This window comes from Dactylosporangium sucinum, assembly GCF_014647515.1.
Classification (GTDB): Bacteria; Actinomycetota; Actinomycetes; order Mycobacteriales; family Micromonosporaceae; genus Dactylosporangium; species Dactylosporangium sucinum.
The window spans coordinates 1-25,702 of record NZ_BMPI01000098.1 but is presented as its reverse complement, the minus strand read 5'-3'; the positions used below and the strand labels follow the sequence as shown (position 1 = coordinate 25,702).

Sequence of the window (25,702 nt, the reverse complement as noted above, 5' to 3'; positions counted from 1 at the left end):
AACTTAAGCGATCTTGAACACGGCCAGCGCGACCAGCAGCCCGAGGATCACGACCCGCGCCACCCGGGCCCGCGGCGGGTGCACCGCCCAGGTCTTCGTGAGCAGCCACAGCACCCCGGCCGCCAGGAGGAACAGCAGCGCTCCCCCGACGATTCCCGGCAGCACGAGCGCGACGAACACGAGCACGCCGACGCCGAGGAAGACCGCGGTCGGGTTCAGCCGGCCGAGCCGGATCAGGACACGCTCGGACATCTCACTCCTCAGGTCCGTATGCTCGCGGCATGCTGGTGGTGACACGGTTCGTGGTCGAGGATCCCGCAGGCTTCCCCGAGCGGGCGCACGCCGCGCTCGGCGCCCTGGCGGCGTGCCCAGGGTATCTCCGGGGGAGCCTCGGACGCGCGTACGACGACCCGGCGCACTGGACGATCCTCACCGAGTGGGCGTCGGTCGGCGCCTACCGCCGCGCCCTGTCGAACTTCGACGTGAAGATGCACGCCACCCCGCTGCTGGCCCAGTCGCTCGACGAGCCGTCCGCGTTCGAGGAGCTGGCCGTGGTCGCGCCCGGCGGCGAGCTGACCGTGACCGCGAGTGACCGCGCCTGAGGACGGATAGGCTTCGGTCATGATGCCGCCTCAGGTCGATGAGGTGCCCGCGCCGCCGGCCGGGCCGGGGGTCGTCGCGCCGTTCGCCGCCCCGCCGCGCGACCGCGACCTGAAGGGCCTGTGGATCGGCCTGGGCGTCGGCGGCCTCGTGCTCGTCCTGTGCTGCGTCGGCGGCGTCCTCGGCGGCGGCTTCTTCATCTCCTTCGCCGACAACCTGGCCCGCACCCAGGTCGCCGACGCGGCCCGCGGCTACCTCGGCGCCCTGCAGGCGGAGGACTACGAGCGCGCCCACGACGAGTACCTGTGCGCCGCGCAGCAGAGCCGCCACCCCGTCAGCTGGTTCCGGGACCACTACGCCGCGTCACCGGTCGTCGCCTTCTCCGTCGACGAGAACGACGTGATCATCCAGCAGGACATCGTCGTGCCGGCCACCGTGCAGCAGAAAGGCCAGGTCCAGCGAACGATGGAGTTCGTCATGTCGCAGGAAGGCACCCGATACGTCATCTGCGGGGGCGTCGAATAATCTGGTGCGGCTCACCGTTGCGTAACCGTACCGTCGATGGGGACGTTGACGGTTCGCCCGTCCTGTTCAACCACAACCGCCTTGCCGACAGCCAGTCGCCGTGAGGCCGAGGAGGAACCACAATGGCCGCCGACCGCATCGATTCCGTCGTCAGCCTCGCGAAACGGCGGGGTTTCGTCTTCCCGTCGAGCGAGATCTACGGTGGCACCCGCTCCGCCTGGGACTACGGTCCGCTGGGCGTCGAGCTCAAGGACAACGTGCGCCGCCAGTGGTGGAAGACGATGGTCCAGCAGCGCGACGACATCGTCGGCCTGGACTCGGCCGTCATCCTGGCCCGCGACGTGTGGGTCGCCTCCGGCCACGTCGAGGCGTTCGTCGACCCGCTCACCGAGTGCGCCTCCTGTCACAAGCGCTTCCGCGCCGACCACCTCGAGGAGGCGTGGGAGGCCAAGAACGCGGGCAAGCCCTTCGTGCTCGGCGAGCTCAACTGCCCCAACTGCGGCAACAAGGGCACGTTCAGCGAGCCGCGCATGTTCAACGGCCTGATGAAGACCTACCTCGGCGCGGTCGAGAACGACGAGGGCCTGCACTACCTGCGCCCCGAGACCGCCCAGGGCATCTTCGTCAACTTCAACAACGTCGCCGGCGCGGCCCGCAAGAAGCCCCCGTTCGGCATCGCGCAGGTCGGCAAGAGCTTCCGCAACGAGATCACGCCGGGCAACTTCATCTTCCGCACCCGCGAGTTCGAGCAGATGGAGATGGAGTTCTTCGTCGAGCCCGGCACCGACGAGGAGTGGCACGAGTACTGGTTGCAGGAGCGCTGGAACTGGTACATCGACCTGGGCATCTCCGTCGACAACCTGCGCTTCTACGAGCACCCGCAGGAGAAGCTCTCCCACTACTCGAAGCGCACGGTCGACATCGAGTACCGTTTCCGTTTCGGCGGCACCGAGTTCTCCGAGCTCGAGGGCATCGCCAACCGCACCGACTTCGACCTGAGCACGCACTCCAAGCACTCGGGCGTCGACCTCTCCTACTTCGACCAGGAGAAGAAGGAGCGCTGGGTCCCCTACGTCATCGAGCCGGCGGCCGGCCTGACCCGCGCCGTGCTGGCCTTCCTGCTGGAGGCCTACGACGAGGACGAGGCCCCGAACACCAGCGGCGGCGTCGACCGGCGCACGGTCATGCGCTTCGACAAGCGCCTGGCCCCGGTCAAGGCCGCCGTCCTCCCACTGTCGCGCAACGCCGACCTCTCCCCCAAGGCCCGTGACCTGGCCGCCCAACTCCGCAAGCGCTGGACGGTCGACTTCGACGACGCCCAGGGCATCGGCCGCCGCTACCGCCGCCAGGACGAGATCGGCACCCCGTTCTGCCTCACGGTCGACTTCGACACGCTGAACGACAACGCCGTCACGGTGCGCGACCGCGACTCCATGACGCAGGAGCGCGTCTCCATCGACCAGGTCGAGACGTACCTGATCGAGCGCCTTCCCGGCTGCTGATTTTCTTCAGGGACTCGGGTCCGCGCAAGGCGCGACCGTCGCTCCCGCCAGGCACCGCTCGTGGGGCCGGTCCATCAAGGACCGGCCCCACGTCGCTGCCGTCGCCGTCGTGGCAAGGGCCCGCGACCTACCGGCCGCGCGGACGCCCGAACCACGCACCGCCCGCACGCGGTTCCCGGAGGTCGACCGAGCCTGCGCACAGACGTTGGCCGGTCGCGCGGACGCCCGGGCCTGCGCACAGACGTTGGTCGATCTACCCTCACTTTCCGAGATCGACTTGAGGGTAGATCGACCGACGTCTGTGCGCAGGCCCGCGGCGGCGGCTATGCCCTTAGGGCAGCGCGGCGCGGATCGAGGCCGCCATCTCGTCGAGCTCGGCCCGCGTCGGGCGGCCGGGCTGGACGACCAGCTTGAAGCCGTCGCCCTCGTAGCGGGGTACCACGTGCAGGTGGACGTGGAACACCTCCTGGCCGGCGGCGGCACCGTCGGCCAGGAACAGGTTCACGCCCTCGTGGCGGACCACCCGGCCGAGCCGGTGGGCGACCCGCCAGACCGCGGCGCCCGCGAACTCGTCCAGGTCGGCCAGGCCGACCGCGTGCGAGCGCGGGATGACCAGCAGGTGCCCGGGCGTGACCGGGTTCAGGTCCATGAAGGCCACGACGTCGTCGTCCTGGTGGACGAAGCTGGCCTCGGCGGCGCCGGCGACGATGGCGCAGAAGATGCAGTCCATGGTGGTCCATAGAAGCATGAAGTCGTGAAGCTCTATGCCGACCGTGCCCCCACCGCCATCCGGCAGTCCCTCACCGACCTGTTCGTCGCCGCCTGGGTGTATGCCTGGGTCCGGCTGGGGATGACGGTGTTCGACCTCATCCAGAAACTCGCCGTGCCCGGGCAGAAGCTCGAGGGCGCCGGCAACGGCCTGGCCGAGAACCTCAACTCGGCCGGCGACAAGATCAAGGGCGTGCCGGGCGTCCCCGACTCGGTGGCGGCCCCGTTCACCAACGCCGCCAACGCCGCCACCTCGCTGGCCAACGCCGGCCGCGACCAGCAGGAGATCGTCGCCGACCTGGCCTGGATCCTCTCGATCGTCCTGGTGGTGCTGCCGGTCGCCCTGGTCGTGCTGGTCTGGCTCCCGCTGCGGATCCGCTGGATGCGCCGGGCCGGCTCGGCGGCGCGGCTGCGCGGCGCCACAGCCGGCCGCGACCTGCTCGCCCTGCGGGCCCTGGCCACCCAGCCGATCGGCAAGCTGGTCAAGCTGGACCCGGAGATCGCCGCCCGCTGGCGCAAGGGCGACAGCGCCGCGGTCGAGGCCCTGGCGAGGCTGGAGCTGCGCGCCCTGGGCCTGCGCCCCTGGGCCCCGGCCGGCGCCCCGGACGCCAAGCGCCCGCCGGAGCTGGACCTGCGGACCTGACCCCCGCGCCGATCTTGCAGTTGTGGTGGCGACGAAAGCCCGCGATCGAGCACGAAACGGGCACCACGACTGCAAGATCGACGGACGAGGGGTCAGACGCGGCGGCGGACGTCGTCCGCCGTCGAGGCCCCCGGCTGCCACTCCGACGTCCAGGCGCCCGCCGGCGGGGGCGGGATCACGCCGTCCTCCAGCGAGCGGTACCGGCCCTCCAGCACCCGCTTGGCCGCGGACGCCTCGATCGCGTCCACGTTGTGCCACAGGTCGTGGAACAGCGCCTCGACGCGCAGCGTCGCCTGCCGGCAGAACAGGTCGGCCAGCTCGACGCCTTCCGGCCGCTCCGCCCGCTCGGCGCGGGCCTTGACGCACGCGGCGGACATCGCGAACAGCTCCGCGCCGATGTCCACGATGCGGCCCAGGAAGCCCTGCTTGTGCTCCAGCTTCCCCTGCCAGCGGGCCATCCCGTAGAAGGTCTCCCGGGCCAGTCTCCGCGCCGCCCGCTCGACGAACCGCAGGTGGGACGCCAGCGGGCCGAACTCGCCGTAGCCGCCCGGCAGCTGCCCCCGCCCGGCGACCAGCGTCGGCAGCCAGCGGGCGTAGAAGCCGCCCGCCTTGCCGGCCGCCCTGGCCTTCGCGCCCAGGCGGGCCTCCGGGTCGATGATGTCCCCGGCGACCGACAGGTGGGCGTCGACCGCCTCGCGGGCGATCGCCAGGTGCATGATCTCCGTCGAGCCCTCGAAGATGCGGTTGATCCGCAGGTCGCGCAGGATCTGCTCGGCCGGGATCGGCCGCTCGCCGCGGGCGGCGAGGGAGTCGGCGGTCTCGTAGCCGCGGCCGCCGCGGATCTGCACCAGCTCGTCGGCGATCTTCCAGGCCAGCTCGCTGGCGTAGAGCTTGACCAGGGCGGCCTCGATGCGGATGTCGTTGCGGTCGTCGTCGGCGAGGCGGCAGGACACGTCGAGCATGGCCTCCATGCCGTACGTCGAGCCGGCGATGAATGCGATCTTCTTCGCGATCGCCTCGTAGGTGCCGATCGGGCGGCCCATCTGGACCCGCTCGGCGGCCCACTCGCGCGCCACGTTGAGGCACCACTTGCCGGCGCCGACGCACATCGCGGGCAACGACAGCCGGCCGGTGTTCAGCGTGCTCAGTGCGATGCGCAGGCCCTGGCCCTCGCCGCCGATGACGTTGCCGGCCGGCACCCGCACGTCGTGGAAGCGGGTCACGCTGTTCTCCAGGCCGCGCAGGCCCATGAACGCGTTGCGCCGCTCGATCGTCACCCCGGGCGCGTCGCCCTCGACGACGAACGCGGTGATCCCGCCGCGGTGCCCCTCGCTCTTCGGCACCAGCGCCATGACCACGAACAGCGTGGCGAGCGTGCCGTTGGTCGCCCACAGCTTCACCCCGTTGAGCAGGTAGTCACCCTCCGGGGTCGGCACGGCCGAGGTGCGCAGGTTGGCCGGGTAGGACCCGACCTCGGGCTCGGTCAGCAGGAACGCCGACACCTCGCCGCCGGCCAGCCGGGGCAGGAAGCGCTGCTTCTGCTCGTCGGTGCCGACCAGCTTCAGCGGCTGCGGCACGCCGATCGACTGGTGGGCCGACAGCAGGGCGCCGATCGCCGGGCTCACCGACCCGGCGAGCGCCAGCGCGCGGCAGTAGTCGAGGTTGGTGAGGCCGAGCCCGCCGTACTTCTCGTCGATCTTCATGCCGAGGGCCCCGAGCTCGCCGAGCGAGCGGAGGACCTCGTCGGGGATGCGCGCGTCGCGCTCGATCTGCTGGCCGTCGACCTCGGCGGAGAGGTACGTGGCGAGCTTGTCGCGGAACTCGGCGCCGCGGGCGAGGCGGGTGGCGTCGAGCTCAGGGAGCGGGTCGATGAGGTCCAGGCGGAACCGGCCGAGGAACAGCTCCTTGCCGAAGCTGGGCTTGCGCCACTCGGACTCGCGGTTGGCCTCGATCACCTTGCGCGCCTCGCGCTCGGTGTGGACCGGCTGGGTCGGAACCTGCGTTGCGTCGGTGGTCGCCATGCCAACCCCCAAAGGCAGGAATCGCTGGGATACAAGCCAGGTTATTACCCGCCGGTAGCCTCCGCCATACATCGAGCGATGATGGCATCCGCCACCGCGCCGGGCACCTGGTCGGGGATCCAGTGGCTCACCCCGGCCAGCGGCACGAACCGGTAGTCGGCCGCCACGCGGGATGCGCACCCGCGGGCCGCCGTGGCACCGATCGCCAGGTCCTCGTCGCTCCAGACGTACGTGGTCGGCACACGGCACCGCCCGATGCCGATGAGGTCGGCCTTCGGGTTCATCGCGCGGTACCAGTTGAGCGCGGCGGTGAGCGCGCCCGGCTGCTGCAGGGGGCGGACATAGCTGTCGACGCCCTCGTCCGTGAGGCCGGAGCCGGCGAAGAGCGCGCGCATCCGCCGGGCGTCGTCCTCCAGCAGCGCCGTCTCCGCCCTCCCCGGCTGGCGGAACAGCTTGATGTAGGCGGACCGCTCGCGCTGGTCGGCGTCGAACAGGTACGCCCGCGCCGTGGCGTGCGGGTGCGGCACCGAGACCGCGGTGAGCGTGCGCACCCGGGCCGGGTGGCGCAGCGCCACGTGCCAGGCGCAGATCGCGCCCCAGTCGTGCCCCACCAGGTGTACCGCCGGAACCCCCAGCGCGTCGAGGACCGCCACGGCGTCGAGCGCGCACTCGGTGATCCGGTAGTCCTCGACCGCCTCCGGGCGGGCTCCCGGCGAGGTGCCCCGCTGGTCCAGCGCGTAGGTGCGCAGGCCGGCGGCGTGCAGCAGCGGCGTGACCGCGGCCCACTCGCCGCTGTGCTGGGGGAAGCCGTGCAGCAGCAGGACCGGGGGCCCGTCCGGCGGGCCGCCCTCGATGACGTCGAAGACCAGCGACCGGGCCGTGATTTTCATGACCCGAGACTACGAGGAAGCGACGTTCACTGTTACCTTCGGGAAACAACTGCACATCCGACAGGGGAGCGCACAGCGCTGAGAGTGCGGCAGCCGTGGAATCCGGCGCCGCAGACCCTCGAACCTGATCTGGGTAATGCCAGCGCAGGGAGCTCGGTCACCTCACGCCACGCACCACGCGTCCGTCGAACGGGCGCGTGGTGTCGCGTCTCCTTCTGGTTCACCCCCGAACTAGGAGGCATCAATGCAGACCCGCTGGCGCACGGTCGACATCGTCGTCGCCTCGATCATCGCGGTGGCGTTCGCCGCGGTGTTCTACGCCTGGAACAACCTGTGGAACGCGCTGGACGGCTGGGCGCTGCCCTGGCGCGCGCTCATCTACGGCGTCTGGCTCATCCCCGGCGTGCTCGGCCCGCTGGTGATCCGCAAGCCGGGCGCCGGCCTCTACACCGAGGTCGTCGCCGCCTCCGTCTCCGCCCTGTTCGGCTCGGCCTGGGGCCTCGGCGTCGTGCTGTCCGGCCTGGTCCAGGGCGTCGGTGGCGAGTTCGGCTTCGCGCTGACCGGCTACCGCGGCTGGCGGCTCGGCAACGCCGTCGTCGCGGGCGCGCTGGCCGGCGCCGGCGCCGCGCTGCTCGACCTCAACGTCTACTACGGCGCGTTCAGCGTGCGGGACAAGTGGCTGTACGCGGCGATCGTGGTGGTCAGCGGCGCCGTCGTCGCCGGCGCGGGCAGCTGGTCGCTGCAGCGGTCGCTGTCGAGGACGGGCGTGCTCGACCGGTTCCCGTCGGGCCGCGAGCGAGTGGCCGTCTGAGCACCGTCGTCTTCGAGGGGTTCGGGTGGCGGCACGCCGGGCGCAAGGCCTGGGCGGTCCGCCACCTCGACCTGCGCATCGAGCACGGCGAGCGGGTGCTGCTGGCCGGCGCCTCGGGCGCGGGCAAGAGCACGCTGCTCGCCGCGCTGGCCGGCCTGCTCGCCGACGACTCCGGCGAGCAGGAGGGGCGGGTGCTCGTCGACGGGCGGCCGCCCCGGGACGTGCGCGGCGAGACCGGGATCGTGTTCCAGGACCCGCAGACCCAGCTGGTGATGAGCCGGGCCGGCGACGACGTCGCGTTCGGGCTGGAGAACCGGGGCGTGCCGGCGGCCGAGATCTGGCCGCGGGTGGACGCGGCGCTGGCCGCGGTCGGCTTCCCCTACGGCCGCGACCGGGACACGGCCGCGCTGTCCGGCGGGGAGCAGCAGCGCCTGGCGATCGCGGGCGTCCTCGCGCTGCGGCCGTCGCTGCTGTTGCTGGACGAGCCGACCGCGAACCTCGATCCGTTGGGAGCCCATCTGGTACGGACAGCGCTGGGCAAGGCGTTGCAGGAGCTCGACGCGACGATGGTGCTGGTCGAGCACCGGGTCGAGGAGGCGCTGCCGCTCGTGGACCGGACGGTGACGATCGGCTCGTCGCCGTCGGACGCGGTCTGGGCACCGGGCGTGACCCTGCCGTCGCGCCGCGCGGTCTCCCCGCCCGGCGAGGTGCTGCTACGCGCGTCGCGGCTGGGGCTGCGGTACACGGGTAACATCGTGAACATAGCGATACATTCGGGCGAAGCGCTCGCGGTGCTCGGGCCCAACGGCGCCGGCAAGTCCACCCTCGCGCAGCTCCTCGGCGGGCTCACGAAGCCGGTCGCCGGCGATGTGCAGGCCACGCCGGCGCTGGCCGGGGACGACGCGGCGAGGCCGCCGCACCGCTGGCGGGCGGCCCGGCTGGCCCGGCGGATCGGCTCGGTCTTCCAGAACCCGGAGCACCAGTTCGTCACCGACACCGTCCGCGCCGAGCTGGCCCTGGGCGGGGCGCCCGCGGCGACCGTCGACGACCTGCTGGACCGGCTGCGGCTCGCCCACCTCGCGCTCGCCAACCCCTACACGCTCTCCGGCGGCGAGCAGCGCCGGCTCAGCGTCGCGACCGCGCTCGCCGCCGCGCCGTCGGTGCTGGTGCTGGACGAGCCGACGTTCGGGCAGGACCTGCGGACGTGGCGGGAGCTGGTGGTACTGCTGGCCGACCTGCGCGACGAGGGCCGCGCGCTGGTGCTGGTCACGCACGACCCGCAGCTGGTCGAGGCGCTCGGCGACCGCACGCTGGAGCTGTCGTGACCGGGTGGCTCGGGCGGCGCGACGCGGTCGCCAAGCTGCTCGCCGCGACGCTGCTGACGGCGGCGGTGCTCACCACCGTCGACCCGTTCGTCACCGCGGTCGCCGTCGCCGCCGAGCTGGCGCTGCTGCCGCTCACCGGCCTGGCGCCGGGCGCGCTATGGCGGCGCGGCTGGCCGCTGCTGACCTCGGCGCTGTTCATCTTCCTGTTCACCGTGTTCCTCGGCGCCCGGGACAGCCCGGTGCTGGCGTCCGTCGCCGGCGTCGACGTCCGGGAGCACGCGGCCGGCTACGCGCTGCGGCTGGTCGCGGTCGGGCTGCCCGGGTTCCTGGTGTTCGCCACGATCGACCCGACCGACCTCGCCGACTCGCTGATCGCCCACCTGCGGGTGCCGCCGCGCTTCGCGATCGCCGCGCTCGCCGCGCTGCGGCTGGCGCCGCTGCTCGCCGACGAGTATCGGCTGCTCGGCCTGGCCCGCCGGGCCCGCGGGATCGACGCCGGCTGGAACCCGGTCGCCCGCCTGCGGCTGTTCGCCTCGACGCTGTTCGGGCTGCTCGTGGCCGCGATCCGGCGCGGGATCCGGCTCGCCACGGCGATGGAGGCGCGGGGGTTCGACCGCGGCACCCCGCGCACGGCCGCCCGCCCGGCGCGTTTCGGCTGGCCAGACGCATTCGTGGTGGTCGCTGGCGTGATGCTTGCCGCGGCCGTGATCACGCTGAAGTTCGTGCACACATAGGCAGATCGCTACCTGTTGTTCGCAGAAGCGGTCGAGATTCGCCCATGAGGACCATCAACACCGAACGGAGCCTCTTCATGGGCCACGGCCACCACCACCATCACCACGAGGACATGCCGCAGGCAGCCGGCGACGTCCCCGCGGTGCTCGACGCCTCCATCCCGGACAGCGAGCTCTCGCCCGCCGACGTGTCCCGCCGCGGCTTCCTGCGCCGCGCCGGCCTGCTCGGCGCCGCGGCCGCCGCGGGTGGCGCGCTCGCGAACGCGGGCATCGCCCACGCGCACGGCGACGACGACAACCACGGCGGCTTCGACGGCTTCGACCGTCACGGGCACGGCCGCCCGGTCTCGCAGAACTACAAGTGGCTCGCCGGCGACCACCACATCCACACGCAGTACAGCAGCGACGCCATGTACCGGGTCATCGACAACGTGAAGCACGCGTCGGCGTACGGCCTGGACTGGATGGTCATCACCGACCACGGCAGCGTCAACCACGCCAAGATCGGCGTGGAGAAGGTCAACCCGCAGATCCGCGAGGCCCGCGAGGACTTCAAGGACCTGCTGGTGTTCCAGGGCCTGGAGTGGAACATCCCGGCCGCCGAGCACGGCACCGTCTTCGTGCACCCCGGTGCCAACGAGGTCGCCGTCCTCAAGGAGTTCGAGAACACGTTCGACGGCTCGGTCGTCGGCGCGGTCAACCCGGCCAACGTCACCGAGGCCCTCGCCATCGCCGGCGTGAAGTTCCTCGGCGAGCAGGTCGCCAAGCGCCGGATCCAGGACGCGCTGTTCCTGGCCAACCACCCGGCCCGCAACGGCATCGACTCGCCGCACGAGATCCGCGGCTGGCGCGACGCCAACCCGAAGATCGCCATCGGCTTCGAGGGCGCCCCCGGCCACCAGGCCGCCGGCTTCGCGGTGCCGAACGGCGGCGGCAGCGCCCGCGGCTTCTACGGCAACTCGCCCAACGCGAACTCGTTCGCCGGCTACCCGCCGGAGAGCTACCGCACCTGGGGCGGCTTCGACTGGATGACCTCGACGGTCGGCGGCCTCTGGGACAGCCTCCTCGCCGAGGGCAAGTCGTGGTCGATCACCGCCAACTCCGACTCGCACGTCGTCTACGGCGAGACGGCGAAGCGGCCGGCCGACAGCGACTTCAACAAGAACGGGTTCCACTCCGACCCGGTCTACGGCCAGCCGACCAGCCTCACGCCCGGCGACTTCTGGCCCGGCTACTACAGCCGCACCCACGTCGGCGCGCGCAACTTCGGCTACGCCGCCGTCATGGAGGGCCTGCGGGCCGGCCGCGTCTGGGTCGACCACGGCGGCCTGATCAGCGACCTCGACGTCACGGTCCGCCCGAAGGGCACGCCGGTCGGCGTCACCCTCGGCGACTCGCTCGTCGTCCGCCGCGGCCAGAGCGTCGAGCTGGTCATCAAGATCCAGCTGGCGAACACGCCGAACTGGGCGAACTTCATCCCGACGCTCGCCCGGGTCGACGTCATCCGCGGCGCCGTCACCGGCGAGGTCGCGGACAAGGACTCGTTCAAGGCCCCCGACACCAAGGTCGTGAAGTCGTTCGAGGTGAACAAGAGCACCGGCACGGTGTCCTTCACCTACGACCTCGGCCGCGTCGACCAGGCCTTCTACGTCCGCGTCCGCGGCACCGACGGCAACCGCACGGCGCCCGGCTACCTCGGCGCGGCGATCGACCCGGTGGGCCCGGCGATCGACGTGATGGGCGACGCCGACCCGTGGAAGGACCTCTGGTTCTACGCCAACCCGATCTGGGTGTACGGCAAGTAATGCAGTTCGACGATGTCAAGGCGGCCGACCACCACATCCTGGTGGGCGGCCGCCCCGCGTTCACGCACTTCGCGGGCGGCAAGGTCGAGGTAGCGTTCGAGGACCCGCCGGAGGGCGCGCGGGCGGTCCTGTTCGAGGGCTCGGACAAGCTGGTCGGCACGATCCCGGTCGCGACGGTCCTGGCCGAGTCCGCGATCGACCAGGTGACAATCCTGGGCGGCGCGCTCGTGGTCCCGGAGATGCTGATCGACACCCGCGACTTCGTGCGCCCGATCTGGCGCGAGGGCAAACTGACGCTGGTGACCCAGTTCGCCCGCAACGGCGTCCTGGTCCCGTTCGAGCCCCCGTCCCAGACCCCGTGCTGCCACGACCACTGACGGTCGCGGCCATCACCGCGTCGATCTTGCAGTTGTGGTGCCTGACAAACCCGGACATTCACGGAGTGTCGCGGCACCACAACTGCAAGATCGACACCTGAAGGGGGGTTACGCGGTCAGGGTCGGGATCACCGGGTTGGGGATGGCGCCGCCGAAGCGGCGGTCGCGCTTGGCGTAGACCTCGCAGGCGTACCACAGGTGGCGGCGGTCGAAGTCGGGCCACAGGGTGTCGATCGAGACGAACTCGGCGTAGGCCGCCTGCCAGATCATGAAGTTCGACGTCCGCATCTCGCCCGAGCTGCGGATCATCAGGTCGACGTCCGGCAGGTCGGGCTCGTCGAGGTACCGCGCGAAGGTCTTCTCCGAGATCCGGTCCGCCTTCAGCCGGCCGGCCGCCACGTCCGCGGCGATGCGGGCCGCCGCGTCCGCGACCTCCGCCCGGCCGCCGTAGTTCACGCACATCGTGAACGTCAGCTTGTCGTTGTGGCGGGTGAGCTGCTCGGCGTACTCCAGTTCCTGGATGACGGAGCGCCACAGGCGGGGGCGGCGTCCCGCCCAGCGGACCCTGATGCCCATCTCGTGGAACTCGTCGCGGCGGCGGTGGATCGTGTCGCGGTTGAAGTTCATGAGGAAGCGGACCTCGTCCGGGGAGCGCTTCCAGTTCTCCGTCGAGAAGGCGTACGCCGAGACGTACTTCACGCCGAGCTCCAGGGCACCCTCGATCACGTCGAACAGGGCCGCCTCGCCCGCCGTGTGCCCGGCCGTGCGGGGCAGGCCGCGCTGCTTCGCCCAGCGGCCGTTGCCGTCCATGATGATCGCCACGTGCTGCGGGACGGCCTCCTTCGGCAGCGCGGGCGGGCGCGCACCGCTCGGGTGCTGTGACGGCGGACGGTAGGTGCCTTTGCTCACGAAGCGGTGTCCTTCCGGATTCGCGCGGTGTCGTCACGGTCGACCAGCGGAAGCGAGCGTAGCGCGCGTTCCAGGTGCCACTGCAGGTGCGCGGCGACCAGCCCGCTCGCCTCGCGCCGGAACACCGGCTCGCTCGCGTCGGCGCTCGGCCAGTCACCCTCCGCGAGGGCCGCCATCAGTTCGATCGTCGCAGGTGCCGGGTGGCCGGCGCCGGGCGGGCGGCAGTCGGGGCACACGGCGCCGCCGGCCGGGACCGAGAAGCCGCGGTGCGGGCCCGGGGTGCCGCACACCGCGCACTCGCGCAGCGCGGGCGCCCAGCCGGCGGCGGACATCGCGCGCAGCAGGTAGGCGTCGAGGACCAGGCTGCTCGCGTGTTCGCCGAGGGACAGGGCGCGCATCGCCCCGAGCGTCAGGAGGTACAACTTGAGCGACGGCTCCTGCTCGACCGGCGTGAGCCGCTCGGCTGTCTCGGCGATGGCGCTGGCCACCGTGTACCGCGGGTAGTCCGCCATGAGCCGCCGGCCGAACAGGTCCACGCCCTCGACCTGGCTGATCACGTCGAGCGTGCGGCCCTCCATGAGCTGCACGTCGACGTGGCCGAACGGCTCGAGCCGCCCGCCGAACTTCGACATGGTCCGGCGCACACCCTTGGCCACCGCCCGGATCCGCCCGTGGTGGCGGGTGAACAGCGTCACGATCCGGTCGGACTCGCCGAGCTTCTGCAGGCGCAGCACCACCGCGTCGTCCCGATAGAGCCGGCCCCGGAACTGCATCTAGAACCCCAGGCGGCGCAGCTGCTTCGGGTCGCGCTGCCAGTCCTTGGCCACTCGGACGTGCAGGTCGAGGTAGACGCGGCCGCCGACGAGGTCCTCGATGGCGCGCCGCGCGCGGGTGCCGACGTCCTTGAGGCGGCTCGCCTGGTGGCCGATGACGATCGCCTTCTGGCTGGAGCGCTCGACGTAGATGTCGGCGTAGACCTTCGTCAGCCCCGAGTCCTCGACCAGCACCTCCTCGACCAGCACCGCGATCGAGTGCGGCAGCTCGTCGCGCACGCCCTCCAGCGCGGCCTCGCGGATCAGCTCGGCCATCAGCACGTGCTCGGGCTCGTCGGTGAGCATGTCGTCGGGGTACAGCTGGGGGGACGCCGGCAGGTGGCCGATCATGACGTCGACCAGCGTGCCGACCTGCTCCCCCGACACCGCGCTCACCGGCACGATGTCGGCGAACTCGCCCAGCTCCTGCACCGCGAGCAGCCGCTTGGCGAGGGTGGCCCGGTCGACCAGGTCGGTCTTGGTGACCACGGCGACCAGGGTCGCCTTCAGCTCGGCGATCTCGCCGCTGATGAACCGGTCACCCCGCCCGATCTCCTCGTCGGCCGGCAGGCAGAGGCCGATGACGTCGACCTCGCTCCAGGTCGAGCGGACCAGGTCGTTGAGCCGCTCGCCGAGCAGCGTGCGGGGCCGGTGCAGCCCTGGGGTGTCGACCAGCACGAGCTGGGCGTCGGTCCGGTGGACGACGCCGCGCACGGTGTGCCGGGTGGTCTGCGGCTTGGCCGACGTGATCGCGATCTTCTGACCGACGATCGCGTTGGTCAGCGTCGACTTCCCCGCGTTCGGACGGCCGACGAAGCACGCGAATCCCGCGCGATAGTTCTGCTGCACGATGGTTCAGCGTACTCAGACTTCCAGGCGCAACTGGCGGGGGCGCTGTGCAGGAGTCGTGACGGCTGCGCCGGCCGTCGCCACCTGCAGCTCGATCGTGCCCTCCACAAGGCCCCGCCCGGCGGCCCGCAGCGCGATCCGGCCGGGCATGAGCCGGGACAGCGAGGTCGGCACCGCGCTGCGCTGCTCGGTGGCCAGCACGAGGTGCACGCCGGCCGCCTTGCCCTCGGCGGCGACGCGGGTGAGGGCGTCGTTGAGCAGCGGGTCGTGGCCGTCGACGAGCACCAGCACCCGGGCGCCGTGGTGCTCGTCGAGGGCCGCCCGCTCGCGGACCAGGCTCTCGATCGTGCCGAGCAGCTCCAGGGCCTCCTCACCGCTCACGCGGTACACCCGGACCGCCTGGGCGTCGTAGCACCGCTGGAACGACGCGGCGATCGTGTCCAGCAGCGTGGTCTTGCCGGCGCCGGCCGGTCCGAAGACCAGCAGGTGGCCGAGCTCCTCCAGGTCGAGCTGCCAGACCTGGCGGACCTGGGAGTTGGGCAGGTCGACCATGCCGATCGGGGCGGTGAAGACGCCGGGGGCGGCTTCCAGCGCGTCGAGCGTGTACGTCGCCGCGAGCGGCGGCTGCCAGGGCCGCGGCTGGTCGGGCACCCGGGCCTCGCGGTGCGCGGCGGCGATCGCCTCGGCGAGGCGCTGGAGGTCGGTGCGGTCGCCGTCGGCGGCCACCGGGGCCCCCGCGTCGGCGTCGAGGCCGGACTCGAAGCGGACCTCGGTGATCGCCGTCGGCTGGGTGCGGCGGCCGGCCGGCGAGCGGAACCCGCCGTACGCCACCTGGACCGGCTCCGGCTCGCCGCCGCCCAGCCGCACGAACGCGCGCCCGGGGAGCAGGGGCGAGAGGTGGGCGGCGTCGGGGCGCTCCAGCACCTCCAGGCTGTCGGCCTCCTCCTCGACCCGCAGGGCGATCCGCAGCGCGGCCTCGGCGCGCAGGTCGTCGTCGACCACGCCGTGCGGGCCGGCCGTGGCCAGCAGCAGGTGTACCCCGGTCGCCCGGCCCCGGCGGGCCAGCTCCCGCAGCCCGGGCACGAACTCCTCGGGCGCGGCGGCGATCTCGGCGACCACGATGAGCAGGTTGGCCGGGGCCGCGGCCGGGTGCCGGCGCTCCATCTCGCCGATGTCCTTCACCCCGTGCCGGCGCAGGACGCCCTCCCGGCGGCGCACCTCGGCGTTGAGCGAGATCAGCACCCGGCGGGCCCGGTGCTGGTCGGTGTCGGCGAACACCCCGACGGTGTGCGGCAGCGTCGCGCACTCGGCGAACGTGTCGGCCCCGGGCTCGTCCACGAGCACGAACGTGAGCCGGTTCGCCGGGTAGGTGGCGGCGAGCGCGACCAGGTACGAGCGCAGCAGCCAGGAGCGGCCGGAGCCGGCCACCCCGGCGACCAGCCCGTGCGGCCCGTCGCGGCGCAGGTCGACGGTGACCGGGCCGGCGCCGCCGAGCCCGATCGGCGCGGCCAGCCCGCGGTCGCGGGTCGACGGCACCCAGCGCTTGACGATCGTGCTCGGGGTGACCTCGGCCAGCCCGAGGACCTCGGCCAGCGGGGCCACCCGCGGGGCCGCGCCGCCGCCCGCGTCCCGGGTGGCGGCGAGCGCGCGGGCGACCCGGTCGGCGACGGTGAGGCTCAGCCCGTCGCCCTCGCGGGCCGGCACGCCCGCCGGCAGCTCGGCGGCGGTCGCCGCGCCCACGAGCAGGCTGATCCCGCCCCGCGGGCCCTCCTCGACCAGCCGGGCCAGCGCCTCCCGCGGTACCGGACGGGGATCCGGGAGCACGACGACGACGTGCGGCGTGAACGCCTCGGCGATCGCGTGGCGGCCGCGGCGGCGCTGGCGCAGGAGCGCCTCGACGAGGGCCAGGACGCGCGCCCGGTCGTCCGGCTCGGCGGCCACGGTGCGCGCGCCGGGCGCGATCGCGGCGGTCAGCGTGCGGGTGTGCGGCAGCCAGCCGGTCCACGCCCACGGCCCGGCCCGCTCCGGCTCGCACAGCACGACGAGCGCGAGGTCGTTCGGCCGCACGAGGGCGGCCAGCTGGACGACCCACGAGCGCAGGACGGCGTCGCGGCCGGGGCCGGTCGCGCCGAGGGCGCCGAGCGCGCGGAGGTCGGCCTCGACCGGGACGTCGGGGTCGGTCGCGTACCGCTCGCGCAGCGCCGTGATCCGGTCGGTGTGCGCGGGGTCGAAGTCGCCGCTGGTCGCCGCCTGCTCGAAGCGCAGCCGGCTGGGGCGGTCGGCGGTGCCGACCCGCAGCGTGACGAAGTCGAGGTCGTCGGGGCGGCGCCGGGGCGGCTCGTGCCGCTCGGCCGCCCGCACGACGTGGGCGAGGCTCGGCAGCTCGGCCCGCCGCGTGCGCACGACGGAGCGGTGCTTCACCGCCGCGTCGACTTCCGCCCGGTCCATGGCCGCGGCGAAGTCGGCGGCGGGATCGGCCGGGCTGCGCCGGAACCGCCGCTTGCGGACCGGCTGCGGCACCGCGGGCAGCCACACCGCCGGCGGCGGCCCGCCCGGCACGGACGGCTCGGCCGGCACCTCCTCGACCGCGATGAGCGTGCCGCCGAGGCGCAGCAGCTGGCCCCCGGTCAGCGTCACGGTCCCGGTCAGCGGCTCCCCGTCGATCCGCGTGCCGGCCGGCGAGCGCAGGTCGGTGGCGGCCACCTCGTGGCTGCCGATGCCCAGGTGCAGGTGCCGGCGGCCGGCGGCGGGGTCGTTGAGGACCAGGTCGCCGCCGGGGTCGGTGCCGATGACGAACTCGCCCGGCGGCAGCGGCAGCCAGGTGCCCGCGTCCGGCCCGGCGACGACGAGCAGCTCGAACCGGTGCTCGCCACCCGGCGGCGGGACCGGGGGCTGCTCCGGCGGGCCGAGCAGCAGGACGTCGCCGCAGCGCAGGCCCTGCTCGCCGACGGGTTTGGCCGGGTCGAGCCGCCGGCCGGTGCGCTCCAGCCAGGCCCAGGTGGTCTGCTGCGGGCGGTCGGCCGGGTCGAGCGAGCCCAGGAACGCGGTGATCAGCTCAGTCACGGAGCCGGCGGGATCGGTGCGGATCCGGACCGTGCGGTCCAGGGCCACCGTCGAGTCCCGTCGCGCCACTCGCACGTCGATCAGCAGGTCCATCGACCGGCCCCTTCCTTCCCGCGCAGCATCACCCGACGTCGGTTTCCAGAAAGCCTGGTGGCGGGGCGGGCGCACTGCAGGGCTCCGCCCTCGACAGTAAGCGCCACAACGCCGAGTGATTCGCATCGACGCGCGCCAGGATTTCGTGCTATACGGTCTTAAAACGGGTGGAATGCCACATGGGTTACCCTCTGTTCGTGCGTGTCGCCATGTGGTCCGGCCCCCGCAACATCTCGACGGCCATGATGCGCAGCTTCGGCGCCCGGCCCGGCACCGTCGTCGTCGACGAGCCGCTCTACGCGCACTACCTGTCGGCGACGGGCCTCGACCACCCCGGGCGCCGCGACATCCTCGCCTCGCAGCCGTGCGACTGGCCCACGGCGGTGGCCTCGTTGCTCGCGCCGCTGCCGGCCGGAGTCACCCTGCAGTACCAGAAGCACATGACCCACCACCTGCTCCCGCAGATCGAGCTTTCCTGGCTGGAGTCGGTCACCAACGCGTACCTCATCCGCCACCCCGCCAGCGTGGTCGCCTCCTACGCGAAGGTCCGGGGCGAGCCGACCCTCGAGGACCTGGGCTTCCCCCAGCAGGTGTCGATCTTCCGGCGGCACCCGGGGCCGGTCGTCGACGCCGCCGACGTGCTCCGCGCGCCGGGTTCGGTGCTGCCCGAGCTGTGTGCGGCGCTGGGCCTGCCGTGGGACCCGGCGATGCTGGCGTGGGAGCCCGGGCGGCGGGACACGGACGGCGTGTGGGCCCCGCACTGGTACGCGGCGGTCGAGGCGTCCACCGGCTTCGCCCCGCACGACCCCGCTCCCCCGGTCGTGCCGCCGCGGCTCGCCGGGCTCGTCGCCGCCGCGCTGCCGCTCTACGACGAACTGGCCGCGCACCGCATCAGATGACGCTGGTGGCGTTCGCCCGGGCGTGCTCGCGGTACAGCTCGGCGATCTTGCGGGTCACCGGGCCGACCTCGCCCGTGCCGATCGGCCGGCCGTCGATCCGGGTGACGCCGGCGATCTCGCCCATGGTGCCGGTGCAGAAGACCTCGTCGGCCGTGTACATCTCGACCTGGGTGACGTCGCGGACCTCGACCGGATAGGGCGCGATGCGCAGCACGGTGTCGCGCGTGATGCCCTCCGGGCAGGCGACGGCCCGCGGCGTGACGAGCGTGTCGCCGCCGACGGCGAAGAGGTGGGTCGCGTTCGTCTCGGCGACGAACCCGCGCGCGTCGAGCATGAGCGCGTCGTCGGCGCCGGCGACGTTGGCCTCCATCTTGGCCAGGATCGAGTTCAGCAGGTTGTTGTGGTGGATCTTCGGGTCGAGCACGTCCGGCCCGGGCCGCCGGACGCTGCTGGTGACCAGCGTCAGCCCGCCCGTGTCGTACACCGGCGCCTTGTGCTCGGCCAGCACGATGAGCGTGCAGCCGGCGCGGTTGAGCCGCGGGTCCATGCCGCTGGTGACCTTGACCCCGCGGGTGAGCGTGAGCCGCACGTGCACGCCGTCGCGCATGTCGTTGGCCCGCAGGGTCTCGGTCAGCGCCGCGACGATCTCGCCGTCGCCCGGGATCGCCGCGAAGCCGAGCGCGACGGCCGAGCGGCGCAGCCGCGCGAGGTGCGCCCCGAGCCCGTAGATGCCGCCGTCGTAGAGCCGCAGCCCCTCCCACACGGCATCCCCGCCCTGCACGACGGAGTCGAACGGCGAGATGCCCGGCTCGTCCCGGTGCCGCAGCGTCCCGTTCACCCAGTAGCGCAGGTCGGCGTTGCGCTCGTCGTACCGCTGCAGCATGCTCAGTCGTCCTCTCAGGATGTCACGCAGCCCGTCGCCCGCACGACCGGCGCCCCGGGCGCGCTTCCCCGCCCTCCGCCCGCAGCGGTGGCGGCGCGGGCCGAGCCGTGCGGGCGCGGGCCGGGTCAGTCCGTGACGGTGGCGAAGACCGTGGCGTCGGGGGCGGCCAGGTGGATCGGGGCCGACGGGGACACGTCCCGCACCGCGGCCCGGCCCTGGGCGTCCAGGGCGGACGCCTCGGTCACCACCGCCGCGGCCTCCAGCTTCGTCGCCCCCGAGGCCACCGCGCTCGCCACCGCGAGCTGCAGGGCCGTCAGCGTGAGGGACGGGAGGGCGACGGAGGCCGCGTTGTACGTGCGGCCGTCGCCGTCGCGGACCGCGGCCCCCTCCACGGCGCCGATGCGGGCGCGGGCCGCCCGGGCCAGCGTCACGAGCTTCGCGTCCTCGGGGGACAGGTCAGGCATCGGCGTGCTGCCTCTCGGTCTCGGGGGTCGCGGCTTCCTCGTCGTCGGGGTCGGCCCGGCGCACGAGCAGCGTGTCGATGCGGTTGCGCCGACCGGCCGTGCCCTCGGCCACCAGCACCAGGCCGCCCACGACGGCCGTCGCGCCCGGGATCGGGACGCGGCCGAGGGCCTGGGCCAGCAGCCCGGCCACCGTCTCGACCTCGTCGGCGGGCAGCTCGACGTCGAACAGCTCGCCCAGGTCCTCGATCGGCAGGCGGCTGGTGACCCGCACCGCGCCGTCGGGGAGTTCCTCGACGGGCGGGCGCTCGGCCACGTCGTACTCGTCGGTGATCTCGCCGACGATCTCCTCCAGGATGTCCTCGATCGTGACGAGGCCGGCCGTCCCGCCGTACTCGTCGATGATGATCGCCATGTGCACCCGGGCCGCCTGCATCTCGCGCAGGAGGTCGTCGACCGGCTTCGATTCGGGCACGAAGGTGGCGTTGCGCATCACCTGGGCGACCGGCATCTCGCTCGCCGACGGGTCGTCGCCGGCGGTGCGGCGCACGAGATCCTTGAGGTAGACGATGCCGAGCACGTCGTCGACGTTCTCGCCGACGACCGGGATGCGGGAGAAGCCGCTGCGCATCGCGAGCATCATCGCCTGGCGGACCGTCTTGTGGGCCTCGATCCACACCATCTCGGTGCGCGGGACCATGACCTCGCGGGCGATCGTCGTGCCGAGCGCGAAGACCGAGTGGATCATCTCGCGCTCGCCGTGCTCGACGACGCCCCGCTGCTCGGCCAGGTCGACCAGCTCGCGCAGCTCGATGGTCGTCGCGAACGGACCCTCCCGATACCCCTTGCCGGGGGTCACCGCGTTGCCGATGAGGATCAGCAGCCGGGCCAGCGGGCCCAGCGCCGTGCCGAGCCAGCGGACGAGCGGCGCGGTGAACCGGGCCACGTGATACGCGTGCTGGCGGCCCATCGTGCGCGGGGCGACGCCGACCACCACGAAGCTGACCACGGTCATCGAGCCGGCGGTGATCAGCGCGGCCAGCCAGTCGCGGTCGCCGCCGACGGCCGCGGCCGTCACCAGGGCGACGAGCGTGGTCGCGGTCAGCTCGCAGAGGAGCCGCAGCAGGAGCAGGAGGTTGATGTACCGCGCGGGATCGGCCGCGATCACCTGCAGCGCGTTGGAGCCGGGCCGGCCCTCCCGGGCCAGCTCGTGGGCGCGCGCCGGCGAGACCACGTTGAGCGCGGCGTCGGTCATGGCGAACAGGCCCGCGAGCACGACCAACCCGGCGGCCGTGGTCAGGAGCGTCACGTCACTCAACGGGTCACGACTTTCGCCAGCTCTCCAGGAGACGCGCCTGCAGGCCGAACATCTCGGCCTCTTCCTCCGGCTCGGCGTGGTCGTAGCCGAGCAGGTGCAGCGTGCCGTGCACGGTGAGCAGCGCGAGCTCGTCGATCGTCGCGTGCCCGGCGGCGGCGGCCTGCTTGGCGGCCACCTCCGGGCAGAGCACGATGTCGCCGAGCAGCGCCGGCTCGCCGCCGCCCTCGCCCGGCCCATGGTCGACGCTACCCTCGTCCATCGGGAAGGCGAGCACGTCGGTCGGGCCGTCGCCGTCCATCCACCGGTGGTTGAGCTCCGTCATGTACTCAACGTCGACGAGCAGGATCGACAGCTCGGCGAGCGGGTTGACCCCCATCTCGTCGAGGGCATGCCGCGCCACCGCCAGGATGGTGTCGGAGTTGACGTCGACTCCGGACTCGTTGGCGATCTCGATGGACAACAGGGCTCCTGACTCGGTCAGCGTCGTCGCCCGTGCCGGCCGCCCTGTGCGGCACGGTCCGGGACGGCGCGCACCGGCTGCTCCGCCTCCTGCGCTTCGTCCCACCGGGCGTAAGCGTCGACGATCTCACTCACCAGCCGGTGGCGCACGACATCGGCGCTGCCGAGCTGGGCGAAGTGGACATCTTCGACGCCGTCGAGGATCTCACGGACCACCCGGAGCCCACTGCGGGTCCCCCCGGGTAGGTCGATCTGCGTCACGTCACCGGTGACGACGATCTTCGAACCGAAGCCCAGCCGCGTCAGGAACATCTTCATCTGCTCGGGCGTGGTGTTCTGCGCCTCGTCCAGGATGATGAAGGCGTCGTTGAGCGTCCGGCCCCGCATGTAGGCCAGCGGCGCGACCTCGATCGTCCCGGCGGCCATCAGCTTTGGGATGGACTCCGGGTCGATCATGTCGTGCAGCGCGTCGTACAACGGCCGCAGGTACGGGTCGATCTTGTCGTAGAGCGTGCCGGGCAGGAAGCCCAGCCGCTCGCCGGCCTCGACCGCCGGGCGGGTCAGGATGATCCGGTTGACCTGCTTGGCCTGCAGGGTCTGGACGGCCTTGGCCATGGCCAGGTAGGTCTTGCCGGTGCCGGCCGGGCCGATGCCGAACACGATCGTGTGCTGGTCGATCGAGTCGACATACCGCTTCTGGCCCAGCGTCTTGGGCCGGATCGTGCGGCCGCGCCGGGAGAGGATGTTGAGGGTCAGCACCTCGGCCGGGCGCTCGGTGGTGTTCTGCTGGAGCATCCCGACGGTGCGGCGGACGGTGTCCGGCGTGAGGGTCTCGCCCTTGCGGACCAGCTCGATCAGCTCGCTGAAGATGCGCTCGGCCAGCGCGTTGTCGGCGGCCGCGCCCGTGATGGTGATCTCGTTGCCCCGGACGTGCACGTCGCTCTGGACGGACCGCTCGACGAGCTTGAGAATCTCGTCTCCGGCACCGAGCAGCCTGACCATCGTGTGCGGGTCGGGAACCGTGATCTTGCTGATGGCCCGCACGGGCTGCTCCGTCGACGCTGCCGTGGGGGTTGGGGTCTCGGTCATACCTTGGCCGCGGTGGGCCTCAAGCACCTGCTTCCGGGGCTCGCTCCTGTCCTGGCTCTTCATGGTATCGGCTGACCGCCCGCACGGCCGTTCTGATTTTCTTCAGGGACCGTGGCGTGCCGTCGCCGACTTTCTTCAGGCGACTCCTCAGGCGACTCTTCAGGCGACCGTGGCGTGCCGTCGCCGACTTCGCGTCCCGTCCCCGATTCGGGTTCGGCCGAAGATGCCACTCGTCGCGAAACGCCCTTCACGTGCTTCCCGGTGCTGGTAAGGAGGCAGATGACCGATTCTCGCGAGGAGGCCCAGCCATGGTCGAGCGCACGGGATACATCGACGGGGAACCCTGCTGGGCGGACGTGGTGGCTGCCGACGTGCCGGCCGCGCAGCGGTTCTACCAGGCCGTCTTCGGATGGACGTTCGTCGACACCGGCGCCGACTCCGGCCACTACACGATGTGCCTGAAGAACGGCCGGATCGTGGCCGGGATGAGCGCGCCGATGCCGGGCGCCGAGGCCCTGCCGGCGGCCTGGAGCCTGTACCTCATGTCGCACGACCTGAAGGACACCGCCCAGCGGATCGACGAGCACGGCGGCAAGATTCTCGTCCCGCCGATGGAGATCCCGCAGAACGGCCGGATGCTGTTCGCGACGGACCCGTCGGGCGCGGCGTTCGGCGCGTGGGAGCCGGGGCGGCACACCGGCTCGCAGCTGTTCGACGAGAACGGCGCCCTGTGCTGGGCCGAGGTGAACACGCGCGAGCCGACCGTGGCCGACTTCTTCTACCACGGCCTCTTCGGGTACCGGCAGACGCGCATCGACGGCGGCGGGGAGCACTTCGACTACTCCGCGTGGAGCCTCGGGGGCGCCGACCCGGTGGCCGGCCGGCTGACGATGACGCCGGCGTGGGAGGGCGTCCCGGCACACTGGATGGTGTACTTCGCGACCGACGACACCGACCGGGCGGCCGAGCGGGTCGCCGCGGCCGGCGGGCACGTGCAGCACGGCCCGTTCGACTCGCCGCACGGCCGCATCGCCGTGGTGGTCGACCCGAACGAGGCCGTGTTCACCCTGATCAGCCGCTGACCGCCGGCTCAGAACGCGTGGCCGTCGAACGCCTCCTGGGTGCGGGTCACGCGGTACGTCGCCCAGTGCATCCGCACCACGCGGCCGTCCTCGTCGCGGGTCAGGCGCAGCAGCTCCCCGGCCTCCCGCCCGGACACCGTCCGCAGCAGGTCGGGCCGCCCCTCGACCGGCGCGAACCGGGCCGGCGGGCGGGCCGCCGGGTCGTCGGCGCCGCGCGCCTGCAGGCCGCCGTCGCGCCAGCTGAAGACCAACTCGAAGCCCTCGCTCCACCAGCGGCCGAGGACCGAGCGGTACTCCGGCGGCGCCGGCTCGCCGGGCACCCACGGCGCGACGTCGGCCGGGTCCTCCTCGACGACGGCGGCGAGCAGCTCGTGCGGCAGCTCGCAGATCTCCCGCGCGGTCCCCGACGAGCCCAGGGCGGCGACGGCGAGGGCACCGGGGGTACCGCTGCCTCCGCTGCGGCCGTAGACCCCGGCCAGGAAGCCCGGCATGGCGCCGTCGTGGCCGACGTGCACGATGCGCCCGGGGCCGGCCTGGGGGTGGACGATCAGCCCGAGCCCGAAGCCCCGGGTCCAGAGGACGTCCTCGGTGACGGCCTGCGGGGCGCGCATCTCCTCGACGGTGGGTGCGGCCAGGACGGCGCCGTTGGGGTCCATCTCCCGCGGGTCGGCCAGGAACGCCGCCCAGCGGGCCATGTCCGCCGCGGTGCTCCAGAGCTGGGCCGCCGGGCCGACGGCGCCGAAGTCGTCGGGCCGCTCGGGGTGCGCGTAGTCGGACCAGGCGTCGACCATGTACCCGGTCGCGGGCCGCTCGGGGACGGACGCGGTGTCGTGCAGGCCGAGCGGCTCGAGGATCCGGTCGCGCAGGACCTCCTCCCAGGTGCCGCCGCGCAGCCGGCCGACGAGGTGGCCGAGCAGGGCGACGGCGAGGTTGGAGTAGTGGAACCGCAGGCCCGGCCGGAGCACCTGCTCGGCCCGGTCGAGCTGGGCCAGCAGCCCCTCGACGTCGGGCGCGCCCAAGGTGTCCCACACGTCGCCGAACGGCTCCCGCTGCAACCCCGACAAATGCGACAGCATGCGGCCGATCGTCAGCTCCCCGTGCGCCTTGACCGGCAGGTGGCGGGCGATCTGGTCGTCGAGGTCGAGCAGCCCGTCGTCGCGGCACTGCATGACGAGGACCGCCGTGAACGTCTTGGTGACCGAGCCGATGCGCAGCTGCGTGCCCGCGTCGGCGCCCACCTGGAACGTCCATAGTGGACGGTCGGCCCGGTGGACGGCGACGCTGAGCGCCGGCACGCGGGCCTCCGCCTGCACGCGCCGGACGATACGCTCGTACCGCTGTGCCGGCCTCATGCCGAGACCATCGGGCCCAGCGGCTTGCCGCCCAGGACGTGCGCGTGCACGTGGAAGACCTCCTGCCCGCTGTGCGGGCCCGAGTTGAAGATCACCCGGAAGCCGCCCTCGCCGAGCCCCTCGCCCGCGGCGACCGCGGCGCAGGCGGCGAGTACCTTGCCGGCAAGCCCGGGGTCGGCGACGGCGAGCTCGGAGACGTCGGTGTGGTGGACCTTGGGGATGACGAGCACGTGGACGGGCGCCTTGGGCCCGATGTCACGGAACGCGAGCGTCTCGTCGGTCTCGTGGACCACGGTCGCCGGGATCTCCCCCGCGACGATGCGGCAGAACAGGCAGTCATTCGTCACCAACGCATCCTAGGAGACCGCTGAATAATCCGGCGTGCCGTCGCACCGGTTTGATCGGGTTTGGTCGATAATAGGTGGGTGCAGG

26 protein-coding genes and 1 riboswitch are annotated in these 25,702 nt (G+C 72.7%); of the genes, 11 read left to right on the top strand and 15 right to left on the bottom strand.

The features are described 5' to 3' along the window. Positions 1-3 precede the first annotated feature (3 nt). Positions 4-252, bottom strand: coding sequence for a DUF6703 family protein (locus IEZ31_RS51240; protein WP_190257447.1), 249 nt, complete (start codon positions 250-252; stop codon positions 4-6). A 29-nt stretch (positions 253-281) separates the two neighbouring features. Here IEZ31_RS51240 and IEZ31_RS51235 point away from each other — a divergent pair, with 29 nt between their 5' ends. The 3 genes from IEZ31_RS51235 to IEZ31_RS51225 all read left to right on the top strand — a co-directional run bounded on the left by IEZ31_RS51235 (position 282) and on the right by IEZ31_RS51225 (position 2,627). Next, positions 282-602, top strand: a complete 321-nt coding sequence (locus IEZ31_RS51235) for an antibiotic biosynthesis monooxygenase family protein (protein ID WP_190257446.1) — start codon at positions 282-284, stop codon at positions 600-602. Between the two features lie 19 nt (positions 603-621). Then, positions 622-1,125 carry a hypothetical protein gene (locus tag IEZ31_RS51230; RefSeq protein WP_190257445.1) on the top strand — a complete coding sequence of 168 codons (504 nt, stop codon included), beginning with the start codon at positions 622-624 and terminating at the stop codon, positions 1,123-1,125. Positions 1,126-1,247: 122 nt separating this feature from the next. Beyond that, entirely contained in the window at positions 1,248-2,627 is a 1,380-nt protein-coding gene (locus IEZ31_RS51225; RefSeq protein ID WP_190257444.1) for a glycine--tRNA ligase, read from the top strand. Between the two features lie 331 nt (positions 2,628-2,958). On the opposite strand, the gene IEZ31_RS51220 is transcribed toward IEZ31_RS51225, so the two are convergent. Beyond that, the gene (locus IEZ31_RS51220; protein WP_229837135.1) at positions 2,959-3,375 is read right to left on the bottom strand and encodes an HIT family protein; all 417 of its coding nucleotides are present in this window, start codon (positions 3,373-3,375) and stop codon (positions 2,959-2,961) included. A gap of 6 nt (positions 3,376-3,381) precedes the next feature. On the opposite strand from IEZ31_RS51220, the gene IEZ31_RS51215 reads away from it, so the two are divergent. Further along, entirely contained in the window at positions 3,382-4,038 is a 657-nt protein-coding gene (locus tag IEZ31_RS51215) for a hypothetical protein (RefSeq protein ID WP_190257443.1), read from the top strand. Between the two features lie 92 nt (positions 4,039-4,130). Here the strand turns inward: IEZ31_RS51215 and IEZ31_RS51210 are convergent, their stop codons facing one another. Continuing rightward, a complete protein-coding gene (locus tag IEZ31_RS51210; protein WP_190257442.1) occupies positions 4,131-6,059 on the bottom strand; it encodes an acyl-CoA dehydrogenase family protein in 1,929 nt (642 codons plus the stop codon). A gap of 44 nt (positions 6,060-6,103) precedes the next feature. Next, entirely contained in the window at positions 6,104-6,949 is an 846-nt protein-coding gene (locus tag IEZ31_RS51205) for an alpha/beta fold hydrolase (protein WP_190257441.1), read from the bottom strand. A gap of 52 nt (positions 6,950-7,001) precedes the next feature. Then, positions 7,002-7,118: riboswitch (TPP riboswitch) on the top strand. A 75-nt stretch (positions 7,119-7,193) separates the two neighbouring features. Here IEZ31_RS51205 and IEZ31_RS51200 point away from each other — a divergent pair. The 5 genes from IEZ31_RS51200 to IEZ31_RS51180 are packed head-to-tail and all read left to right on the top strand — an operon-like array spanning position 7,194 to position 12,001. After that, positions 7,194-7,760, top strand: coding sequence for an ECF transporter S component (locus tag IEZ31_RS51200; RefSeq protein WP_190257440.1), 567 nt, complete (start codon positions 7,194-7,196; stop codon positions 7,758-7,760). Next, positions 7,757-9,085, top strand: coding sequence for an ABC transporter ATP-binding protein (locus IEZ31_RS51195; RefSeq protein WP_190257462.1), 1,329 nt, complete (start codon positions 7,757-7,759; stop codon positions 9,083-9,085). Before IEZ31_RS51200 ends, IEZ31_RS51195 begins: the two co-directional genes overlap by 4 nt. Continuing rightward, complete coding sequence (locus IEZ31_RS51190; RefSeq protein WP_190257439.1) at positions 9,082-9,819, top strand: energy-coupling factor transporter transmembrane component T family protein; 738 nt, start codon at positions 9,082-9,084, stop codon at positions 9,817-9,819. The genes IEZ31_RS51195 and IEZ31_RS51190 overlap by 4 nt, the downstream gene beginning before the upstream one ends. A gap of 44 nt (positions 9,820-9,863) precedes the next feature. Then, complete coding sequence (locus IEZ31_RS51185) at positions 9,864-11,624, top strand: PHP domain-containing protein (RefSeq protein ID WP_229837132.1); 1,761 nt, start codon at positions 9,864-9,866, stop codon at positions 11,622-11,624. Beyond that, a complete protein-coding gene (locus tag IEZ31_RS51180; RefSeq protein ID WP_190257438.1) occupies positions 11,624-12,001 on the top strand; it encodes a hypothetical protein in 378 nt (125 codons plus the stop codon). The genes IEZ31_RS51185 and IEZ31_RS51180 overlap by 1 nt, the downstream gene beginning before the upstream one ends. A 108-nt stretch (positions 12,002-12,109) precedes the next feature. On the opposite strand, the gene IEZ31_RS51175 is transcribed toward IEZ31_RS51180, so the two are convergent. The 4 genes from IEZ31_RS51175 to IEZ31_RS51160 are packed head-to-tail and all read right to left on the bottom strand — an operon-like array spanning position 12,110 to position 17,727. After that, positions 12,110-12,910, bottom strand: a complete 801-nt coding sequence (locus IEZ31_RS51175) for an isoprenyl transferase (protein WP_190257437.1) — start codon at positions 12,908-12,910, stop codon at positions 12,110-12,112. After that, the gene (gene recO / locus IEZ31_RS51170; protein ID WP_190257436.1) at positions 12,907-13,683 is read right to left on the bottom strand and encodes a DNA repair protein RecO; all 777 of its coding nucleotides are present in this window, start codon (positions 13,681-13,683) and stop codon (positions 12,907-12,909) included. Before recO ends, IEZ31_RS51175 begins: the two co-directional genes overlap by 4 nt. Then, positions 13,684-14,574: a GTPase Era gene (gene era, locus IEZ31_RS51165; RefSeq protein ID WP_190257460.1), complete on the bottom strand. Its 891-nt coding sequence runs from the start codon at positions 14,572-14,574 to the stop codon at positions 13,684-13,686. 12 nt (positions 14,575-14,586) lie between these two features. Next, positions 14,587-17,727 (bottom strand): type VII secretion EssC family protein, encoded by a 3,141-nt coding sequence (locus IEZ31_RS51160; RefSeq protein ID WP_190257435.1) that lies wholly within the window; start codon positions 17,725-17,727, stop codon positions 14,587-14,589. Positions 17,728-17,924: 197 nt separating this feature from the next. Here IEZ31_RS51160 and IEZ31_RS51155 point away from each other — a divergent pair, with 197 nt between their 5' ends. Then, on the top strand, positions 17,925-18,626 hold the full coding sequence (locus IEZ31_RS51155; protein WP_229837130.1) for a sulfotransferase-like domain-containing protein: 702 nt from the start codon (positions 17,925-17,927) through the stop codon (positions 18,624-18,626). Here IEZ31_RS51155 and IEZ31_RS51150 read toward each other — a convergent pair. From IEZ31_RS51150 to IEZ31_RS51130, 5 genes are all read right to left on the bottom strand, one after another. Continuing rightward, on the bottom strand, positions 18,619-19,509 hold the full coding sequence (locus IEZ31_RS51150; protein ID WP_190257433.1) for an aminotransferase class IV: 891 nt from the start codon (positions 19,507-19,509) through the stop codon (positions 18,619-18,621). The two genes, IEZ31_RS51155 and IEZ31_RS51150, sit on opposite strands and share 8 nt — an antisense overlap. A 125-nt stretch (positions 19,510-19,634) precedes the next feature. Next, positions 19,635-19,973 carry a cytidine deaminase-like protein gene (locus IEZ31_RS51145; RefSeq protein WP_190257432.1) on the bottom strand — a complete coding sequence of 113 codons (339 nt, stop codon included), beginning with the start codon at positions 19,971-19,973 and terminating at the stop codon, positions 19,635-19,637. After that, complete coding sequence (locus IEZ31_RS51140) at positions 19,966-21,288, bottom strand: hemolysin family protein (protein WP_229837127.1); 1,323 nt, start codon at positions 21,286-21,288, stop codon at positions 19,966-19,968. Before IEZ31_RS51140 ends, IEZ31_RS51145 begins: the two co-directional genes overlap by 8 nt. 4 nt (positions 21,289-21,292) lie before the next feature. After that, complete coding sequence (ybeY, locus tag IEZ31_RS51135) at positions 21,293-21,748, bottom strand: rRNA maturation RNase YbeY (RefSeq protein WP_190257431.1); 456 nt, start codon at positions 21,746-21,748, stop codon at positions 21,293-21,295. Positions 21,749-21,765: 17 nt separating this feature from the next. Continuing rightward, entirely contained in the window at positions 21,766-22,836 is a 1,071-nt protein-coding gene (locus IEZ31_RS51130; protein ID WP_190257430.1) for a PhoH family protein, read from the bottom strand. A 308-nt stretch (positions 22,837-23,144) separates the two neighbouring features. Between IEZ31_RS51130 and IEZ31_RS51125 the strand changes: the two genes are divergently transcribed. Beyond that, positions 23,145-23,918, top strand: a complete 774-nt coding sequence (locus IEZ31_RS51125; RefSeq protein WP_190257429.1) for a VOC family protein — start codon at positions 23,145-23,147, stop codon at positions 23,916-23,918. An 8-nt stretch (positions 23,919-23,926) separates the two neighbouring features. On the opposite strand, the gene IEZ31_RS51120 is transcribed toward IEZ31_RS51125, so the two are convergent. Both IEZ31_RS51120 and IEZ31_RS51115 read right to left on the bottom strand, forming a co-directional pair. Next, positions 23,927-25,270: a serine hydrolase domain-containing protein gene (locus IEZ31_RS51120; protein ID WP_190257428.1), complete on the bottom strand. Its 1,344-nt coding sequence runs from the start codon at positions 25,268-25,270 to the stop codon at positions 23,927-23,929. Further along, on the bottom strand, positions 25,267-25,620 hold the full coding sequence (locus tag IEZ31_RS51115; protein WP_190257427.1) for a histidine triad nucleotide-binding protein: 354 nt from the start codon (positions 25,618-25,620) through the stop codon (positions 25,267-25,269). The genes IEZ31_RS51120 and IEZ31_RS51115 overlap by 4 nt, the downstream gene beginning before the upstream one ends. Between the last annotated feature and the right edge of the window lie 82 nt (positions 25,621-25,702).

Bases quoted from the DNA above. Each gene is read 5' to 3' on its own strand.
- IEZ31_RS51240 (WP_190257447.1), bottom strand. From the start codon at position 252: ATGTCCGAGCGTGTCCTGATCCGGCTCGGCCGGCTGAACCCGACCGCG.
- IEZ31_RS51235 (WP_190257446.1), top strand. From the start codon at position 282: ATGCTGGTGGTGACACGGTTCGTGGTCGAGGATCCCGCAGGCTTCCCC.
- IEZ31_RS51230 (WP_190257445.1), top strand. From the start codon at position 622: ATGATGCCGCCTCAGGTCGATGAGGTGCCCGCGCCGCCGGCCGGGCCG.
- IEZ31_RS51225 (WP_190257444.1), top strand. From the start codon at position 1,248: ATGGCCGCCGACCGCATCGATTCCGTCGTCAGCCTCGCGAAACGGCGG.
- IEZ31_RS51220 (WP_229837135.1), bottom strand. From the start codon at position 3,375: ATGCTTCTATGGACCACCATGGACTGCATCTTCTGCGCCATCGTCGCC.
- IEZ31_RS51210 (WP_190257442.1), bottom strand. From the start codon at position 6,059: ATGGCGACCACCGACGCAACGCAGGTTCCGACCCAGCCGGTCCACACC.
- IEZ31_RS51205 (WP_190257441.1), bottom strand. From the start codon at position 6,949: ATGAAAATCACGGCCCGGTCGCTGGTCTTCGACGTCATCGAGGGCGGC.
- IEZ31_RS51200 (WP_190257440.1), top strand. From the start codon at position 7,194: ATGCAGACCCGCTGGCGCACGGTCGACATCGTCGTCGCCTCGATCATC.
- IEZ31_RS51185 (WP_229837132.1), top strand. From the start codon at position 9,864: ATGAGGACCATCAACACCGAACGGAGCCTCTTCATGGGCCACGGCCAC.
- IEZ31_RS51180 (WP_190257438.1), top strand. From the start codon at position 11,624: ATGCAGTTCGACGATGTCAAGGCGGCCGACCACCACATCCTGGTGGGC.
- recO (WP_190257436.1), bottom strand. From the start codon at position 13,683: ATGCAGTTCCGGGGCCGGCTCTATCGGGACGACGCGGTGGTGCTGCGC.
- IEZ31_RS51160 (WP_190257435.1), bottom strand. From the start codon at position 17,727: ATGGACCTGCTGATCGACGTGCGAGTGGCGCGACGGGACTCGACGGTG.
- IEZ31_RS51150 (WP_190257433.1), bottom strand. From the start codon at position 19,509: ATGCTGCAGCGGTACGACGAGCGCAACGCCGACCTGCGCTACTGGGTG.
- IEZ31_RS51145 (WP_190257432.1), bottom strand. From the start codon at position 19,973: ATGCCTGACCTGTCCCCCGAGGACGCGAAGCTCGTGACGCTGGCCCGG.
- IEZ31_RS51130 (WP_190257430.1), bottom strand. From the start codon at position 22,836: ATGACCGAGACCCCAACCCCCACGGCAGCGTCGACGGAGCAGCCCGTG.
- IEZ31_RS51125 (WP_190257429.1), top strand. From the start codon at position 23,145: ATGGTCGAGCGCACGGGATACATCGACGGGGAACCCTGCTGGGCGGAC.
- IEZ31_RS51120 (WP_190257428.1), bottom strand. From the start codon at position 25,270: ATGAGGCCGGCACAGCGGTACGAGCGTATCGTCCGGCGCGTGCAGGCG.